This window comes from Limosilactobacillus reuteri (assembly GCF_020785355.1).
GTDB classification, from domain to species: domain Bacteria; phylum Bacillota; class Bacilli; order Lactobacillales; family Lactobacillaceae; genus Limosilactobacillus; species Limosilactobacillus reuteri_I.
Genome location: NZ_JAJGVH010000061.1, coordinates 122,224 through 139,356, shown reverse-complemented (window position 1 = coordinate 139,356; position 17,133 = coordinate 122,224). Strand labels below are relative to the sequence as shown.

Sequence of the window (17,133 nt, the reverse complement as noted above, 5' to 3'; positions counted from 1 at the left end):
CTCGTATTCTATAAATATATCCTTACGGATTTTGCTACATTACAACTTGTTTTCTGGTCACCGCATGATAACCTCTAATTATCATTGGCTTTGGTCAACTGGTATAGGTTAATACCTCCTGTAGTTTTTAACTACTTATGAAGTCTGCCGCCCAGCCAATCTACTGATTTTCGAACTCACATGCTGTATCGATTAGATAGTTTACTAATTCAGAGTAGGATTAGGTGCAGCTTTAACTCTCTAACCAATGAATACTGATACTTGCGAGGATGTTTTTAGTGATTGTAATTAGGGGCTATCATGCAGTGATCAGATTAAGACCAGTAAATTTTAATGAAAGGAGGCCATTCCAATGAAACTTTTTGTCGGTATTGACGTTAGCTCAAAAGATTTAGTAACTTCAATGATTTCTGAAGAAACAACTGAAGTTGTTTTCCATGGTAACTTTGTTAATGATTTGAAAGGCGCAACAGAATTAAAAAACATGATTATCGATACGGCGAATTCAAATCATCTCGACCAAGTTGTGATTGGCATGGAAGCCACTTCCATTTACAGCTTTCACCCAGCAATGTTTTTCCAAGAAGACTCGGACCTTAAAAAGTTCAATACACAATCCGTGGTTATCGATCCTAAGAAAACTAAGCGCTATCATGATGTCTTCGCTGAAGATAAAAATGATCAAATCGACGCTTTTTACATTGCTGACTTCCTACGTGTTGGACGCTATTCAGTAGGGATTGTTCGTCAAGAGAACTACATTGCCCTGCAACGCTTAACGCGTTCCCGATATGAGCTTGTTCAAAGCTTAGCTCGGGCTAAGCAACACTTTATTGAGAACCTATACTACAAGCTCAATAAATTAGTAATTTCTGATGAACTGAATACTTCTATCTTTGGTTCAACGATGATGAGTCTGCTAACTGAAGATATGACTACTGATGACTTACTTAATCTTTCGATTACTGATTTAGCCGATTATCTGAATGAACACGGCCGGGGTCGCTTCGCGAACCCTGAAGCCTTGGCGAAAATAATTCAAAAGGCAGTTCGTGCTTCTTATCGTTTAGACAAAGTAATTGCTAATTCAGTTGATACAGTTCTCTCCGTTTATGCCGAGGAAATTAAAGCTTTTCAGAAGATGATTAAAGACCTCGACAAAGCAATTGAGAAAGTAGTTCAAGTAACTGATGAAGAACAGATTTTGCGCTCCATTCCCGGAATTGGACCAGTATACGCTGCTGGTATTTTAGCTGAAATTGGTCAAATCGAACGATTTGATAATGAAGCTAAATTGGCTAAATATGCTGGGCTTTCCTGGCGAGAAAAGCAGTCCGGAGCTTACGCTAGTGATAATACTCCGCTCAAGAGAACTGGTAATGCTTATCTTAGATACTATTTGGTTGAAGCTGCCAACAGAGTTAGAATCCAAGATCCAGTTTTTGGTGAATATTATCGGCGTAAATATCAAGAAGTAAAGCATACCCCATCAAAACGCGCTCTCGTCCTTACCGCACGTAAACTTATTAGGGTGATTTTCTTCCTACTCAAAAATCATCAAATCTATCAGGAAAAGAGGTAATTGGTATAGGAAGATAAACTGATTCTCGACGCTTAGCTTTTAAAACACCTTGGGATCAAGGCTTATTTAAGTGCGTCAAAAATCTGGTCAAAACAAGTTTGTCAGTGATAATTTTATCTTGACTTATTACCACATGACTTCGTGCGATTTTGATTAATTTACGTATATATAAAGTAGGAGGTGAATAATGGATCTAGACAATTATTATGGACGGCGCGTATTAGTTCCGCGTCATGAGGTGATACAAGCGGAGATTCAAGAACTGCCAACGATCAGGATTGACGCTGCTAGTATTAGGTGCTATCGCTGCAATCATGTCACAGAAAAATCGTTGGGTGCTTTGCCACGAGGTGAGTTCTATTGTCCACATTGCATTAATCTTGGACGTGTTTCAACGTTAAATAAATTTTATCATGTTCCAGAGCCAAATCAATTTACGGTTACCGAACCGATACTAACCTGGAAAGGGAAATTATCGCCTCTTCAACAACAAGCTTCAGAAAAAATTTCCCGGGGAATGGCTGATCATGTCCAGCAATTATTGTGGGCAGTTACAGGGGCTGGAAAGACTGAGATGATGTTTGCGGGCATTGCGGCAGCTATTGAACGTGGTGAGAGAATTGGAATAGCTTCTCCACGAGTAGATGTTTGTTTAGAATTATTTCCCCGTTTAAAAGCTGCCTTTGCTAATTGTGATATTGCTCTTTTGCATGGTCGACAAGAATTACCTTATCATTATGCCCAACTGACTATTTGCACAACCCATCAATTGCTTCGTTTCTATCATGCTTTTGATAATTTAATTATTGATGAAGTAGATGCCTTTCCGTATGCTGCTAATGCTTCGTTATTATATGCGACTAAGCAAGCAATAAAAAAGAACGGAGGGTGTCTTTACTTAACTGCGACTCCAGGTGATGCTTTGCTGCGAGAAATCAAAAGTAAACGATTAGTTGTTAATTATTTGCCTCTTCGTTATCATGGGCATTTACTTCCACAAATAAAAGTTAGGCTAGCTTTTGGATGGCGGCGACGTTTAGAACGCCAGCAATTACCCCCGCAAGTTATTCAACAGTTGCAGGAAACGCTAAAGGAAGGCCATCGCTTTTTGCTATTTATTCCTCATATTGCAGATCTAGCATTGGTTGAAGCTGCATTACGGCATTCTTTTACAACTTTCCGCTTTGCTACTGTTCATGCAAGTGATCCAGAACGATTAGAAAAAGTCCAAAAAATGCGTGATGGTGATTACGACTTTTTAGTTACGACTTCTATTCTTGAACGGGGAGTCACTTTTCCAGAAATTGATGTCTATGTTTTGGGTGCCGATGATCCAGTCTTTTCTTCATCCGCATTAGTGCAAATTGCTGGCCGAGCTGGACGCGCGCAAAGTCGACCAACTGGGCGGGTTATTTTTTGGATCAATTGTAATTGTCGACAAGTTAATCAAGCTGTTTCTCAGGTGAAGTACTTGAACCGGAAAGGACAAAGGTTGATAGATGGAGTGTCTTTTGTGCAATAAAAGGATATCTTTCCAGTTAACTTTGAAAGATATTTTTAGCTTTCGCGAAATTATCACGCCAGTAGTCTGCACTAAATGTAAGGAAAGTTTTGTACACTGGAATGATCACGGGTGCGCAGGATGTGGTAGAAACAATACTGGTAAAAATAGTTCCTTATGTGCAGACTGTCAGACTTGGAAGAAACTTTATGGTTGGTACTTGCATCATCGAGGATTATATCGATATAACGAGGCGATGAAAGAATATATGCAACGTTATAAATTTAATGGCGATTACCGTTTACGAGTGGTATTTCAGCGTGAATTTAGCAAAGTAGTTAATGAACGGAAAGCAGATTTAATTGTCCCGATTCCAGTAACGTCGACAACGATGCAAACGCGTGGCTTTAATCAGGTTATTGGTCTATTACGAGAAGTGCCTTACCAAGCGATCTTACGAACTAAGATAAGTTCAAAAGTGGCACAATCAAGTAAGACAAAGGAAGAACGACTTGCAACTAAACAGCCATTCATACTTGATGCACCAGAAAAAGTAATTAATAAAAAGGTTCTTTTAGTTGATGATGTTTACACTACAGGAAGGACACTGTATCATGCGGCAAACCTTTTTAAGCAAGCAGGTTGTAAAGAGATTGGTAGCGTTTCACTAGCACGTTAAATTCTTCTTAAAATGTATTAATAAAATTTGTTAATTAACACAAACTAATCTATAATAAAAATAGGATATGAGAAGAGTGGTCCTTCTGATATCAGATCAAGCAATTGCTTGGCTGAAAGGAGAGAAGTACAATGTTAAAGTTCAATATTCGTGGTGAAAATGTCGAAGTTACTGAGTCAATTCGTGATTACGTTGTAAAACGGATCAGTAAGCTTCAAAAGTTCTTTGAAGATAGCGTTGAAGCTACCGCCCACGTGAACTTAAAAGTTTATCCAAACCGGACGTACAAGGTTGAAGTAACAATTCCACTTCCATACCTAACGTTACGGGCAGAAGAAACTTCTAATGATATGTACGGAAGTATTGACTTAGTTACAGATAAGCTCGAACGGCAAATCCGGAAGTACAAGACGAAGGTTAACCGTAAGTCACGTGAAAAGGGCTTAAAGAACTTTGAATTCATCTCATCTGATAATGATGAATCAGCTGAACAAGATGATGAATTAAAGATTGTACGGACAAAGCAAGTTTCATTAAAGCCAATGGATCCTGAAGAAGCTGTCCTTCAAATGGATATGCTTGGACACAATTTCTTTATCTTCCAAGATGCTGAAACTAATGGTACAAGCATTGTTTACCGTCGTAATGATGGTCGTTATGGCTTGATTGAAGCTGAATAGTCAATGCCAAATATGAAGAGCGCGGATGAGAAATCATTGGCGCTTTTTATGTCTTATAATTTATAGCCACTTAGTAATATCCATACTAATAATTTTTATTTATACCATGAACGTGGTAAAATATTATGGTTAGAGTAAAAAATATAATTGGCTTGAGTAGTACTTTTTTATTGATTTTGGACTTAAGCCAGAAAGTAGGAAGGACGCTTTTATGGCCAATATTCTAAAAAAATGGATTGAAAGCGATCGTCGTGAATTACGGCGAATTAACAAAATAGCAAATAAAGTCGAAAGTTATGCTAAACAGATGTCTGAACTGACTGATGAACAACTTCAGGCCAAAACTGATGAATTCCGGGAACGTTATAAAAAAGGTGAATCTTTGGATCATATGTTACCAGAAGCATTCGCAGTTTCTCGTGAAGGGGCTAAGCGAGTCCTAGGGCTTTACCCATTCCATGTCCAAATCATGGGGGGAATTGTTCTCCACGAAGGTAATATTGCAGAAATGCGGACTGGTGAAGGTAAGACATTAACTGCCACAATGCCGGTTTACCTTAATGCAATCTCGGGAAAAGGTGTTCATGTTATTACTGTTAATGAATACTTGTCAAAGCGTGATGCTACCGAAATGGGACAGCTTTATAATTGGCTTGGATGCTCTGTTGGTATTAACAACTCAGAAATGAGCCCTGATCAAAAACGAGAAGCATATAAAGCTGACATTATGTATTCCACCAATAGTGAAATTGGATTTGATTATCTTCGTGATAACATGGCTGTTTACAAAGAAGACCAAGTCCAACGTGGTTTAAACTATGCTTTAGTTGATGAAGTGGATTCAATTTTAATTGATGAAGCGCGGACACCATTAATCATTTCAGGCCCAGGAACGGGAACTTCTAAGTTGTATAAACAGACTGATCGGTTTGTTAAGCAGTTAAAGAAAGATGTTGATTACAAGATTGATCTTGAATCAAAGACGGTTTCGTTAACTGATGAAGGAATTAAAAAGGCTGAAAAATACTTTAACTTAAAGAACTTATATGATCCAGAAAATACTGCGCTGACCCACCACTTGGATCAGGCGTTGCGTGCTAACTACATCATGCTTTTGGATAAGGATTATGTGGTTCAAGATGGTGAAGTGTTAATTGTTGATTCCTTTACTGGACGTGTAATGGAAGGTCGACGTTTCTCTGATGGTCTTCACCAAGCTATTGAAGCCAAAGAAGGCGTAGAGATTCAAGAAGAAAACAAGACAATGGCTAACATTACATACCAGAACTTATTCCGGATGTATAACAAACTGGCGGGGATGACTGGTACTGCTAAAACTGAACAAGAAGAATTCCGTGAAATTTACAACATGGAAACTATTACTATTCCAACTAACCGTCCAGTTCAGCGAAAAGATGAGCCTGACTTGCTTTACCCAACATTACAAAGTAAGTTTGCAGCTGTTGTCGATCGGATTAAGAAACTTCATGCCAAAGGACAACCTATCTTAGTTGGAACGGTTGCCGTTGAAACTTCTGAATACTTGTCTCAACTTCTTGATAAAGAGAATATTCCGCATGTTGTTTTAAACGCTAAAAATCACGCCAAGGAAGCGGAAATTGTTAAAAATGCCGGTCAAAAAGGTGCAGTAACTATCGCTACCAACATGGCAGGACGGGGGACAGATATTAAGTTAGGCCCTGGCGTTCGTGAAATTGGCGGACTTGCAGTTATTGGTACTGAACGACATGAATCACGGCGGATTGATAATCAGCTTCGTGGACGTTCTGGACGGCAAGGTGATCCTGGTCTATCACAATTCTACCTGTCGCTTGAAGATGATTTGATGAAGCGGTTTGGTGGGGACCGGATCAAGGCCTTCTTGGACCGGATGAAAGTTAATGATGAAGATGCCGTCATTAAAAGTCGGTTCTTAACTCACCAGGTTGAATCAGCTCAAAAGCGGGTTGAAGGTAACAACTACGATTCACGAAAGAACGTTCTTCAATATGATGATGTTATGCGTGAACAGCGTGAAATCATCTATAAAGAGCGGCAACAAATTATCACTGAAGATAAGTCGCTGAAGTGGGTTCTTATGCCAATGTTTAGACGGACAATCCAGCGTGAAGTTGATCAACATACCCTTGGTGACAAGAAGGATTGGGATTTACAAGGAATTGTTGACTTTGCAGAAGAAGTCTTAATCAAGCCTGATACCATCACAGTTAAGGATCTGGAAGGTAAATCACCTCAAGAAATGGTAGATTACTTGATGACATTTGCCCAGGGAGTTTATAAGGAAAAGCAAAAACAACTTTATGATCCAGCACAAATGCTTGAATTTGAAAAGGTTGTTATTTTGCGGGTAGTTGACTCACACTGGACTGATCATATTGACATCATGGATCAATTCCGGCAGTCAGTTGGATTACGTGGATATGGACAATTAAATCCATTGGTTGAATACCAAACTGCTGGTTATCACATGTTTGAACAAATGATTGCTGATATTGAGTACGAAACTACTCGACTCTTTATGAAGTCAGAAATTCGGCAAAATGTAACACGTTAATTGTTAATTACTACTAGGTACGGCAGTAAGGTAACCCATGGCGGTACCGCTGCCGTATTGTTGTATAACGGAGGTTCGATTGTGGAATTAAATGAAGCAAAAAAACAAGTAGAATCAATGCAAAAAGAAGTTACGCACTTCGGGAGGTCTCTTTGACTTAGATGCACTAGATGAGCGTATTGCAGAAATTGAACAGGAAATGGCTCAACCAGACTTTTGGAATGATAATGAGCAGGCACAGAAGGTCATTGCGGAAAATAATATTTTAAAAGAAAAACGGGATACTTTTGTGAATTTACGTGATCAGATTAGCGATCTTGAAACGTCGCTTGAATTACTCGCGGTCGAACCGGACGATGATTTACAAAAAGATTTCGAAGCATCATTTACAAATACACAAAAGGCCTTAGAACAGTATCGGTTGACCCAACTTCTTGATGGGGAATACGACGCTAAAAATGCTATCTTAGAAATTCATCCCGGAGCGGGCGGCACTGAAGCCCAAGATTGGGGTGAAATGCTTCTACGGATGTATGTGCGTTGGGGTGAACAGCATGGCTTCTCTGTTGAAACAGCAAGTTATGAAGCCGGTGATGAAGCTGGTATTAAGAGTGTTACGCTGCTAATTAAAGGGCATAATGCGTTTGGTTATCTTCGTAGTGAAAAGGGAGTCCATCGGCTTGTTCGTATTTCCCCATTTGATGCGGCTGGTCGGCGTCATACATCCTTTGCTTCGGTTGATGTAATGCCAGAGTTAGATGATAGTGTTGAAGTTGATATTGATCCATCAGATTTACGAGTTGATACTTTCAGGTCTAGTGGTGCTGGTGGTCAACATATTAACAAAACAGAATCTGCTGTTCGGATTACGCATATTCCAACCGGGATTGTAACCTCTTCTCAAGCTGAACGATCCCAACTCCAAAACCGAGTGACTGCAATGAATATGTTAAAATCAAAGTTGTATGAACTGGAAGAAGAAAAGAAAGCTAAAAAACGGGCGGAAATTGAGGGTGAACAACTTGATATTGGTTGGGGTTCTCAAATTCGTTCATATGTTTTTCACCCATACACCCTAGTCAAGGATAATCGAACGGGTTATGAAACCCATAATGGGCAAGCTGTAATGGACGGGGACCTTGATCCATTTATTGATGCTTTCCTCCAGTGGAAACTTAGTCAAAAGAATCCTCAATAAGTTATTTAGTTTGGAAGGAAGTGAGTAAAGTGCGCGAAAGTCAACATAAAAGATTAACTCGCTCGGGATCAGATCGAATGATAGCTGGTGTATTTGGCGGAATTGGCCAGTACTTTAAGATTCAGCCAAATATTTTACGTATTTTATATGTCTTACTGACTATTTTTACTGGCTTTGTTCCAGGTATTATTATCTATATTATTTTGGTAATAATAATGCCTGCTGATCCGCAAAATCCCGATTTACTAGGATTCCTAAAGTCCTTCAGTGAATCACAAAAAACATCTCAACAGCCTCACCAACGTTCTCGGCGGACTTTAACGAATGTCGAGGAAAAAGACATTAAAAGAAATGGAAGATCATAATGGAATTTTGGAAACGAGTATTGATTGATACAATCCTTTTTATTGCCCTTGCTGGTTTATTTGCCGGAACAGGGATGTTTTATATCACAAGTGCTTGGATTGCACCATTGGCAAGCTTTGTTTTAGCAATTTTGAACGTTGCTATTAAGCCAATTTTAGTAATTTTATCGTTACCGATTAATATTTTGACCCTGGGCCTTTTTAGTGTTGTAATTAATGGAATTATGCTACAACTAACATCGATGCTTGTCGGGTCGGCAAACTTTCATTTTTCGTCATTTGGTTCTGCAATGTTGATTGCGATTATTATGGCAATTTTCAATGCAGTTATCACAAGTCACGAGGATAGATTGTAAAGGAGTGGAGAAAAATGCCAAACAATGTAACGGTGCAAGAATTAGTTGATAAGGTCCGGTTAAAAGTCTTACAAGGAGAAGACTACCTCCAACGTAAGATAACAACCAGTGATATTTCACGGCCAGCTCTTGAATTCGCGGGGTATTTCAAGCATTATCCAGCAGCACGGATTCAATTGTTAGGAATCACGGAAACCTCATTTGCTAAAGACTTAACTCATGAGCAACGTGAGGAGTACATGACAAAAATGTGTATGCCACAAACACCATGTTTTGTTATCTCAACTAATCTGCCAATTCCTAAGGAGCTAAAGAAGGCGGCTGAAGATGCGAAAATTCCAATCTTAGGAACGCATTTAACCTCTTCCCAAATATTAAGTAACATGACTTCTTACTTGCTTGAACGTTTGGCACCACGAAAGTCTCTCCACGGTGTATTAGTTGATATAAGTGGGGTTGGAGTACTCATTACTGGTGATTCGGGAGTTGGTAAGAGTGAGACCGCGTTGGAACTTGTGCGTCGTGGACACCGACTGATTGCTGATGATCGGGTAGAAGTTTACGCTCGTGACGAGCAGACTTTGGTAGGGACTGCTCCGCAAATTTTAAAACACTTAATGGAAATTCGTGGAATTGGAATCATTGATGTCTCTACTCTCTATGGAACAGGGGCAATTATGCCTTCTGATCAAATTAGTTTAATTGTTCACCTTGAAACGTGGACTCCGGATGTACAGTTTGATCGTCTTGGTGACCGTGGAGATACTCAAACAATTCAAGGCGTTATTGTGCCTAAAGTTTCTGTCCCGGTTAAAACTGGTCGTAATTTAGCGATTATTATTGAATCAGCCGCAATGAATTATCGGGCCGAGACAATGGGCTATGATGCGACTGAAACATTTGATCGAAACCTTAACCAGTTGATTAAGCAAAATTCAGAACGTGATAGTAAAAATAACAAGGGGTCGGCAAACTAGATGATTAATCCAGGAATAAAAGCCGCTTTAAACCCAATTGCTTTCCAAGGTGGTCCGTTTACTATCCACTGGTATGGCGTCATTATTGCTAGCGGGGTAGTTTTGGCTCTTTTGTTAGCTGTTCGTGAAGGAAAGCGAGAGGGAATTCCTGAAGATGATTTTTATGATTATCTTTTATGGGCGCTCCCGATTGCGATAATTTGCGCGCGAATTTACTATGTAGTATTTCAGTGGAGCTACTACTCCCAGCATCCAAGTGAGATTATTGCTATCTGGGATGGTGGAATTGCAATATATGGAGCGATTTTAGGAGGCTTTATTGTTTTACTTGTCTTTTGCCATTACCGCCATTTATCTAGTTGGCTGATGATGGACATCATTGCCCCAACCCTTATTATGGCTCAAGGAATTGGCCGTTGGGGTAACTTTATGAATCAAGAGGCATTTGGTGATATTACGACACGGGCGCATTTAATGGCTCAGCATATTCCGAATTGGATAATAAACCAAATGTATATCGGTGGTCACTATCGAATTCCAACGTTCTTATACGAGTCATTATGGGATTTAACTGGCTTTGCATTATTAATGTTACTTCGCCATCGCAAACATCTATTTCGTCGTGGTGAAATTTTCTTAACCTATGTAATGTGGTATGCATTTGGACGCTTCTTTATTGAAGGAATGCGGACCGATAGTTTAATGCTCGGAAATATCCGCATTTCACAATTACTTTCGATAGTGTTTTTTGTCAGCGCATTAGTAATACTAATAATTCGACGTCATAAAAATATTCCGTGGTATTATAACGGAATAAACAAAAATTAATTGAATTAGAGAAGGAGAAAAAATTATGGCAGAAAAAATTGCTGTTTTAGGTGCTGGTTCGTGGGGCAGCGTTTTAGCAAACATGCTTACAGAAAATGGCCACGATGTAACATTATGGTCTCGTAATGAGGAACAAGTTAAGCAATTAAATACTGAACATACAAATCCTCGCTATATGAAAGATTTTGTTTATTCTACTAAATTAGCAGCAACAACGGACATGAAAGAAGCTGTTAAGGGTGCCAGTGTGATACTGATTGTAATTCCAACAAAGGGTCTTCGTGAAGTTGCTAAACAATTAAATGCAATTTTGACAGAATTACATCAAAAACCGTTAATTATTCACGCAACAAAAGGTCTAGAACAAAATACATATAAGCGGCCATCAGAAATGCTTAGCGAAGATATTTCTCCTGAAAATCGTCAGGCAATTGTTGTTCTATCAGGTCCGAGTCATGCTGAAGATGTGGCAATTAAAGATATGACAGCTGTAACCGCTGCTTGTGAGGATCTGGCCAGTGCTAAAAAGGCACAGAAGCTATTTAGTAATTCTTATTTCCGTGTTTACACTAATGACGATGTGATTGGTGCGGAATTTGGAGCAGCCTTAAAGAATATTATTGCAATTGGCGCTGGAGCTATCCAGGGCCTTGGCTACCATGATAATGCTCGGGCAGCTTTGATTACTCGTGGGCTTGCAGAAATTCGTCGTCTGGGAGTTGCTTTTGGGGCCAACCCAATGACTTTTATTGGTCTTTCTGGTGTGGGTGACCTTGTTGTTACTGCTACCAGTAAAAATTCTCGAAACTGGCGTGCAGGCTATCAATTGGGGCAAGGAAAAAAGCTTCAAGATGTAATTGACAATATGGGAATGGTTATCGAAGGTGTCTATACTACTAAAGCCGCTTATGAATTAAGTCGTAAACGGCAAGTACAGATGCCAATTACCGAAGCTCTTTACCGTGTTTTGTATGAAGGCGAAGATATTAAAACTGCAATTTCTCAATTAATGGACCGAGATCTTACTTCAGAAAACGAATAAATATGGTAAAATGCTAGAGGATGGATATTGAGAGAAATTGAAACATGGAAAGGGTTTTATAAGTATGAAACGTGTTAGAAAAGCCATTATTCCTGCTGCCGGTTTAGGAACTCGTTTTCTTCCTGCAACCAAGGCATTGGCAAAGGAAATGTTACCAATTGTTGATAAGCCAACAATTCAATTTATCGTTGAAGAAGCGCGCAAATCAGGAATTGAAGATATTGTTGTTGTTGACGGAAAGAATAAGCGGTCTATCGAAGACCATTTTGACTCTAATCCAGAGTTGGAAGATAATCTCCGTTCAAAGCACAAGGATGAGATGTTAAAGATGGTTGAGGAAACAACCGATGTTAATATTTACTTCATTCGTCAATCACATCCTCGTGGTTTAGGGGACGCTGTTTTAACTGCTCGTGATTTTATCGGGGATGAACCGTTTGTTGTTATGCTTGGGGATGACCTTAATAACATTAACAACAAGAATGAAGCTTTAACAAAGCAATTGATTGAAAGTTATAACCAAACTGGCGCATCTACTCTTGCAGTTATGCGGGTTCCACATGAAGATACTGCAAAGTATGGTGTAATTAATCCTAGCAAGGAAGTTACGCCAGGTCTCTATAACGTAACTAGCTTCGTTGAAAAGCCAGCTCCTAAAGATGCCCCAAGTGATTTAGCAATTATTGGTCGGTATGTCTTTACTCCAGAAATCTTTGACGTATTGGCAAAGACTAAGCCAGGTAAGGGCGGCGAAATCCAATTAACTGATGCAATTGATACTTTGAACCAAACTCAACGGGTATTCGCTCGTGAATACAAGGGTGACCGTTACGATGTTGGTAATAAGTTTGGCTGGGTTAAGACAAACATTGAATATGGTTTGGAACACCCACAAGTTAAAGAAGAATTGCGTGAATACATTAAGGAATTAGGCGCAAAGCTTGCTGCTGAAGATAAGCAAAATAATTCTAAGAAGTAAGACTAGCATTAGCCTTTTAACAAAAATAAACCTTCAAGATTTGCTATCGAGATCTTGAAGGTTTATTTTTTACATATCTTCGACAACTACGTATTCCATATCAAGTGGACCGTGAACCCCAACGATTAACACCATTTCAATATCACCAGAATTGGATGGGCCGGTAATAAAGTTGATGTTTGATGTTTGTAAACTACCATCCTGAATTGCTTTTTGATAATAATCCATTGCTTGCCGTGAACGTGGTAGAATTTTGCTTTTTGGCACAATAGCTAGATAATGGGTTGGAAGAAAATGAAACATCCGTCCTTGTTGTGGGTAGGTTGCAACTGTTACGGTCCCTGACTCGGCTAATAGAAAGTCCGCAAAACCAATTGCCCCATCACTGTTATTTGCATTTACAATGTTTTGCCGTCCAAATTCGGGCTCCCAATAGTAAATAGGATCTACTCGCAAATTATCCTGCCATTTCCCCAATGAATAATCTTGCCACTTCTCTTCATCAAAGGAGGGGAGCATTAAACTTTTTATCTTTTTTTCTTGGATAAAATCATTGAGAGTGTGGCCAAGATCGGCTGATTTAACAACATGGAAATCAACATGAACTTCTTCACTATTTTTGCGCGCGAGTTCAAGAAGTTCATCCTGACTTTTTCCAGCGAGGGTAGTTTCTGGAAGGTCATTAACGGGGACAAATGGGTCCTCAGCAAGCGTATGACGTGGGCGGTTGGCAGCCTTTGCAATTCGATTTAAGAAGTCTTCTTGATTCTTAGCAGTGTTTGCTTCTTGTAAGTAATCAGTCATTTCCCTGTTCCTCCTCTTCTTCATAATGGTGGTACCAATGACGGAAATTTTGATGATACTTCGGCGGAACAGCGAGATCACGAACGTCTACCCAGCCATGAGCTAGTTTAGGAGCAATTGCGGGAAGGTGGTTAATTTTACCATCTGGATAAAGGTTCTTAATGTCTTCAGGAGTTGTCTTCTTGCCAAATGGCTCAAGAGCAATATGAGCAAATCGCATTGCATCATTAAAAAGCGTAGGGGAGCTGGTCCCTTTACCAACTGCTTTCAAAAGAGCATTCGAAGGACTATGATCTAAATGAAGCTCATCCATTTCTACATAACGGTGATGACGAATTAACTCATGAAGGGGAATTTTAACAGGACAAGTTTCTGTACAAGCAGCACATAGACTACATGCATATGGCAATTCCTTGAATTCTTGATAACCGCCTAAAATCGGGGAAAGAACTTCACCCATTGGTCCTGGATAAATCGATCCATAGCCCTTTCCCCCGACTTGCCGGTAGATGGGGCAAACGTTTAAGCAAGAACCACAACGAATACATTGGAGCATTGGTTCAAAGTCAGCGTTAAGCATCTTAGAACGACCATTATCGACTATTACAACATAGAAATCATCTGGTCCATCTGCTTCATCCGCTTCTTTACCTTTTGAGAAAGTACAGTAACTAGTTAGTTTTTGACCAACTGCACTTCGACATAAAACATTGTCGAGGACTTCTGCTTCTTTTAAGCTTGGTACAATTCGTTCCATCCCCATGACTACAACCTGGGTTTTAGGAATTGCCATGCTTATATCAGCATTTCCTTCGTTTGTGACCAGGTTAATCATCCCGTTATCAGCAATCGCAAAATTACAGCCAGTAATGCCAAAATCAGCTTGCATAAAGTAATTGCGGAGATAGTGGCGGACAAACCTTGCCATGTGTTCAGGGTCGTTATCACCATCATAACCGAGTTTTTCAAAAACTTTTTGAATTTGGTTGCGGTTTTTATGCAATGTAGGGAAAACAATATGAGTTGGTTCATCCCAGTTATCTTCCTGTAAAATAAACTCGGCTAAATCGGTTTCCATTAATGAAAGGCCAGGGATAGTGAGCAATTCTTTATCCAATCCAATTTCAGTAGTCACCATTGACTTAGATTTAACAACATGGTGAACGTTTTTCTTGATTGCTAATTGTTTAATAAAGGCACTTGCTTCGTCACCATCCTTGGCAAAGAAAACATGACCACCATTTTTTTGAACGTTGTCACTGAATTCTTCCAAGTAATCTGGAAGGTGCTTAATAACATGTTGACGAATTTCGGCAGAGAGATCACGCCAACCTTCCCAATGACCTAACTGGCGGCGCGCTTCTGTCCGTTTTTGGAATTGAGCGTCTTGTGCTTTAGCAACCGATGCCCGCATAAATTTATCGGCTTCCGCGTCCTTGATTCGTTCCGTAAAAGGCTTATCGCTTGTTGCTATTCCCATCTAAAACACCCCGTTTCCGTTTGCTGGTACCATTACATGATCCGTATCTTTGACATAAGTGATTCGGCTAGTATCAACGTTATGATTAAGGACCTCAGCAATGTGCATAATCGTAATGTGAGAGCCATCACGGCGACGGTTAATTCGGCCACCAATATTCATTAAACATGTTTGCTCACAAGCAATAAGAATATGTGCTTTCGTCTTCAAAACATTATTTGCTTTATCATCGACCATCGCTTCAGAGAGAAGGGGTTCTTTAGCAGAAAATGTTCCACCAAAGCCACAACATAATTGAATGTTATGAAGGGGGATGAGTTCGAGTCCCTTGACGTGTTCAAGAAGAACGATTGGTGCCGTGCGTTCACCAAGAAGACGAGTCATGTGGCAAGAACGGTGAAAGGTTGCCGTATCATCTAGTTCTGCACCGCAATCAAGAATACCGAGAACCCGGTAAATAAATTGCGTTAGTTCAAAAGATTTATCATAAAGAATTTGTGCTTTCTTCGAATACTCTGGATCATCTTTGAAAATGTTCTTGTATTCATGAAGCATGGCAACACATGATCCGGAAGGCCCAACAATATAATCGGCGTCAATACTTAAAAGGGCATCGAGCTGATTTTTAAATGTAGCGATTGTTTCGCGATCATAACCGCTATTATAGGTTGGTTGCCCGCAGCAGATTTGTTTATCAGGGAAAAATGTTTCGCAGCCAAAACGTTGGAGAAGTTCAACCGTTGCCTTTCCAACATCTGGATAAAGCAGGTCAACTATACAAGTAGAAAAAATACAGACTTTCATACATGCGTGCATTAGTTGGATGCACTTCGCCTCCTTAAAAATCAAAAAAATATAATTGCTTATCATAATAAGTATAACGCAAATGTGATAAGATTAGGATTGAAAACGATTTAATTGCTTCAAAATAATATATAAAATCATAATATTAGTTATAGTTTGATAAGGAATATCACTGATAAAAAGTAAGCAAAATGATAGACAAAAAGATTCAAAGTCGGTATGATATGGATAGTAAAAATTGTTCGAGGAGGAAGAGAGAAATGGCTGAAAGTAAGCAATATGATGTTGTAATTATTGGTGCCGGTCCAGGTGGAATGACCGCAGCAATGTATGCATCACGTGCAAACCTATCTGTCTTGATGCTTGATCGTGGAATTTACGGCGGAAACTTGAATAATACTGCTGAAATTGAAAATTACACAGGATTCAAGAGTGTTAAGGGTCCTGAACTTGCCCAACAAATGTATGAAGGTGCAACTCAATTTGGCGCAGAATATGCTTATGGAACAGTAACCAAAGTAGAACTTGATGGTGACTTAAAGAAGATCACTACTGACATGGATGAAACATATACTGCAAAGGCGGTTGTAATTGCGACTGGATCTGATCAGCGGCACCTCAATGTCCCTGGAGAAGAAGAATTTGGTGGCCGCGGTGTTTCATACTGTGCAGTTTGTGATGGAGCCTTCTTTAAGGAAAAGCATCTTATCGTCGTTGGCGGTGGTGATGCAGCCGTTGAAGAAGGAGTTTACTTAACGCAATTAGCTTCCAAAGTAACAGTGCTTGTTCGTCGTGATGAGCTCCGGGCTGAACCAATTATTCAAGCAGAAGCGATGAATAATGATAAAATTGAGTTTATTTACAACACTAGTGTGACTGAAATTGTTGGGGATGATATTAAAGTAACAGGTGTTAAAACTCATAATAATAAGACTGGTGAAGATGGTGAAATGGCTGCAGATGGTGTCTTCATTTATGTTGGCAATTTCCCAATGACCGCTCCTTTTAAGAATTTAGATATTCTAGATGATCAAGGCTGGGTAAAGACTGATGAACGAATGCGGACAGCAGTACCGGGAATTTTTGCCATTGGGGACGTTCGTGAAACACCATTACGACAGGTTGCAACCGCTGTTGGTGATGGTGCAATTGCTGGCCAGCAAGTTTATCAATACATTAAATCGATGGATTAATAAAAAAGGTGTTAGAGAAAAGCTCTAGCATCTTTTTTTGTTTAGTGGTATAGTTTTGATTAAAATTTAGTTAGAAAAGGAGGGCGATTA

Annotated in this window: 16 protein-coding genes; 13 read left to right on the top strand and 3 right to left on the bottom strand. The window is 39.5% G+C overall.

Going from position 1 to position 17,133, the window contains the following annotated elements:
- Nucleotides 1-352 precede the first annotated feature (352 nt).
- The 12 genes from LMB56_RS02700 to galU all read left to right on the top strand — a co-directional run bounded on the left by LMB56_RS02700 (nt 353) and on the right by galU (nt 12,762).
- Nucleotides 353-1,582 carry an IS110 family RNA-guided transposase gene (locus LMB56_RS02700; protein ID WP_229282092.1) on the top strand — a complete coding sequence of 410 codons (1,230 nt, stop codon included), beginning with the start codon at nt 353-355 and terminating at the stop codon, nt 1,580-1,582.
- 187 nt (nt 1,583-1,769) lie between these two features.
- A complete protein-coding gene (locus tag LMB56_RS02695; protein ID WP_229282249.1) occupies nt 1,770-3,104 on the top strand; it encodes a DEAD/DEAH box helicase in 1,335 nt (444 codons plus the stop codon).
- A 235-nt stretch (nt 3,105-3,339) separates the two neighbouring features.
- Nucleotides 3,340-3,762 carry a ComF family protein gene (locus LMB56_RS02690; protein WP_229283635.1) on the top strand — a complete coding sequence of 141 codons (423 nt, stop codon included), beginning with the start codon at nt 3,340-3,342 and terminating at the stop codon, nt 3,760-3,762.
- A gap of 131 nt (nt 3,763-3,893) precedes the next feature.
- A complete protein-coding gene (gene hpf / locus LMB56_RS02685) occupies nt 3,894-4,442 on the top strand; it encodes a ribosome hibernation-promoting factor, HPF/YfiA family (RefSeq protein ID WP_035155058.1) in 549 nt (182 codons plus the stop codon).
- A gap of 211 nt (nt 4,443-4,653) precedes the next feature.
- The gene (secA, locus tag LMB56_RS02680; protein WP_153702714.1) at nt 4,654-7,017 is read left to right on the top strand and encodes a preprotein translocase subunit SecA; all 2,364 of its coding nucleotides are present in this window, start codon (nt 4,654-4,656) and stop codon (nt 7,015-7,017) included.
- A gap of 81 nt (nt 7,018-7,098) precedes the next feature.
- A protein-coding gene (gene prfB / locus LMB56_RS02675; RefSeq protein ID WP_172381005.1) for a peptide chain release factor 2 occupies nt 7,099-8,215 on the top strand; the annotation gives its coding sequence in 2 pieces (ribosomal slippage) (nt 7,099-7,170 and nt 7,172-8,215; 1,116 coding nt in all).
- A gap of 29 nt (nt 8,216-8,244) precedes the next feature.
- Nucleotides 8,245-8,580 carry a PspC domain-containing protein gene (locus LMB56_RS02670; protein WP_003676272.1) on the top strand — a complete coding sequence of 112 codons (336 nt, stop codon included), beginning with the start codon at nt 8,245-8,247 and terminating at the stop codon, nt 8,578-8,580.
- Nucleotides 8,580-8,936: a phage holin family protein gene (locus LMB56_RS02665; protein ID WP_003670462.1), complete on the top strand. Its 357-nt coding sequence runs from the start codon at nt 8,580-8,582 to the stop codon at nt 8,934-8,936. Before LMB56_RS02670 ends, LMB56_RS02665 begins: the two co-directional genes overlap by 1 nt.
- Nucleotides 8,937-8,950: 14 nt before the next feature.
- Entirely contained in the window at nt 8,951-9,913 is a 963-nt protein-coding gene (gene hprK / locus LMB56_RS02660) for an HPr(Ser) kinase/phosphatase (RefSeq protein ID WP_003666394.1), read from the top strand.
- Nucleotides 9,914-10,741: a prolipoprotein diacylglyceryl transferase gene (gene lgt / locus LMB56_RS02655; RefSeq protein WP_153702170.1), complete on the top strand. Its 828-nt coding sequence runs from the start codon at nt 9,914-9,916 to the stop codon at nt 10,739-10,741. It abuts the gene before it with no gap.
- Nucleotides 10,742-10,766: 25 nt separating this feature from the next.
- Complete coding sequence (locus LMB56_RS02650) at nt 10,767-11,783, top strand: NAD(P)H-dependent glycerol-3-phosphate dehydrogenase (protein WP_153702712.1); 1,017 nt, start codon at nt 10,767-10,769, stop codon at nt 11,781-11,783.
- A gap of 64 nt (nt 11,784-11,847) precedes the next feature.
- Nucleotides 11,848-12,762 carry a UTP--glucose-1-phosphate uridylyltransferase GalU gene (galU, locus tag LMB56_RS02645; protein ID WP_003666398.1) on the top strand — a complete coding sequence of 305 codons (915 nt, stop codon included), beginning with the start codon at nt 11,848-11,850 and terminating at the stop codon, nt 12,760-12,762.
- A 69-nt stretch (nt 12,763-12,831) separates the two neighbouring features.
- Here the strand turns inward: galU and LMB56_RS02640 are convergent, their stop codons facing one another.
- From LMB56_RS02640 to LMB56_RS02630, 3 genes are read right to left on the bottom strand one after another with little or no spacing between them, the layout of a single operon-like run.
- Nucleotides 12,832-13,566, bottom strand: coding sequence for a LutC/YkgG family protein (locus LMB56_RS02640; protein ID WP_229283636.1), 735 nt, complete (start codon nt 13,564-13,566; stop codon nt 12,832-12,834).
- Complete coding sequence (locus tag LMB56_RS02635; protein ID WP_229283637.1) at nt 13,559-15,046, bottom strand: LutB/LldF family L-lactate oxidation iron-sulfur protein; 1,488 nt, start codon at nt 15,044-15,046, stop codon at nt 13,559-13,561. The genes LMB56_RS02640 and LMB56_RS02635 overlap by 8 nt, the downstream gene beginning before the upstream one ends.
- Nucleotides 15,047-15,850 carry a (Fe-S)-binding protein gene (locus tag LMB56_RS02630; protein ID WP_172616828.1) on the bottom strand — a complete coding sequence of 268 codons (804 nt, stop codon included), beginning with the start codon at nt 15,848-15,850 and terminating at the stop codon, nt 15,047-15,049. It abuts the gene before it with no gap.
- A gap of 260 nt (nt 15,851-16,110) precedes the next feature.
- Here LMB56_RS02630 and trxB point away from each other — a divergent pair, with 260 nt between their 5' ends.
- Nucleotides 16,111-17,043 (top strand): thioredoxin-disulfide reductase, encoded by a 933-nt coding sequence (trxB, locus tag LMB56_RS02625; RefSeq protein ID WP_229283638.1) that lies wholly within the window; start codon nt 16,111-16,113, stop codon nt 17,041-17,043.
- Nucleotides 17,044-17,133: the final 90 nt, after the last annotated feature.

What these genes read in the sequence shown, in the direction of transcription:
- LMB56_RS02695 (WP_229282249.1), top strand. Translation starts at nt 1,770, where the DNA reads ATGGATCTAGACAATTATTATGGACGGCGCGTATTAGTTCCGCGTCAT.
- LMB56_RS02640 (WP_229283636.1), bottom strand. Translation starts at nt 13,566, where the DNA reads ATGACTGATTACTTACAAGAAGCAAACACTGCTAAGAATCAAGAAGAC.
- LMB56_RS02690 (WP_229283635.1), top strand. Translation starts at nt 3,340, where the DNA reads ATGAAAGAATATATGCAACGTTATAAATTTAATGGCGATTACCGTTTA.
- LMB56_RS02635 (WP_229283637.1), bottom strand. Translation starts at nt 15,046, where the DNA reads ATGGGAATAGCAACAAGCGATAAGCCTTTTACGGAACGAATCAAGGAC.
- hpf (WP_035155058.1), top strand. Translation starts at nt 3,894, where the DNA reads ATGTTAAAGTTCAATATTCGTGGTGAAAATGTCGAAGTTACTGAGTCA.
- hprK (WP_003666394.1), top strand. Translation starts at nt 8,951, where the DNA reads ATGCCAAACAATGTAACGGTGCAAGAATTAGTTGATAAGGTCCGGTTA.
- lgt (WP_153702170.1), top strand. Translation starts at nt 9,914, where the DNA reads ATGATTAATCCAGGAATAAAAGCCGCTTTAAACCCAATTGCTTTCCAA.
- LMB56_RS02700 (WP_229282092.1), top strand. Translation starts at nt 353, where the DNA reads ATGAAACTTTTTGTCGGTATTGACGTTAGCTCAAAAGATTTAGTAACT.
- LMB56_RS02665 (WP_003670462.1), top strand. Translation starts at nt 8,580, where the DNA reads ATGGAATTTTGGAAACGAGTATTGATTGATACAATCCTTTTTATTGCC.
- LMB56_RS02630 (WP_172616828.1), bottom strand. Translation starts at nt 15,850, where the DNA reads ATGAAAGTCTGTATTTTTTCTACTTGTATAGTTGACCTGCTTTATCCA.
- secA (WP_153702714.1), top strand. Translation starts at nt 4,654, where the DNA reads ATGGCCAATATTCTAAAAAAATGGATTGAAAGCGATCGTCGTGAATTA.
- LMB56_RS02650 (WP_153702712.1), top strand. Translation starts at nt 10,767, where the DNA reads ATGGCAGAAAAAATTGCTGTTTTAGGTGCTGGTTCGTGGGGCAGCGTT.
- galU (WP_003666398.1), top strand. Translation starts at nt 11,848, where the DNA reads ATGAAACGTGTTAGAAAAGCCATTATTCCTGCTGCCGGTTTAGGAACT.
- trxB (WP_229283638.1), top strand. Translation starts at nt 16,111, where the DNA reads ATGGCTGAAAGTAAGCAATATGATGTTGTAATTATTGGTGCCGGTCCA.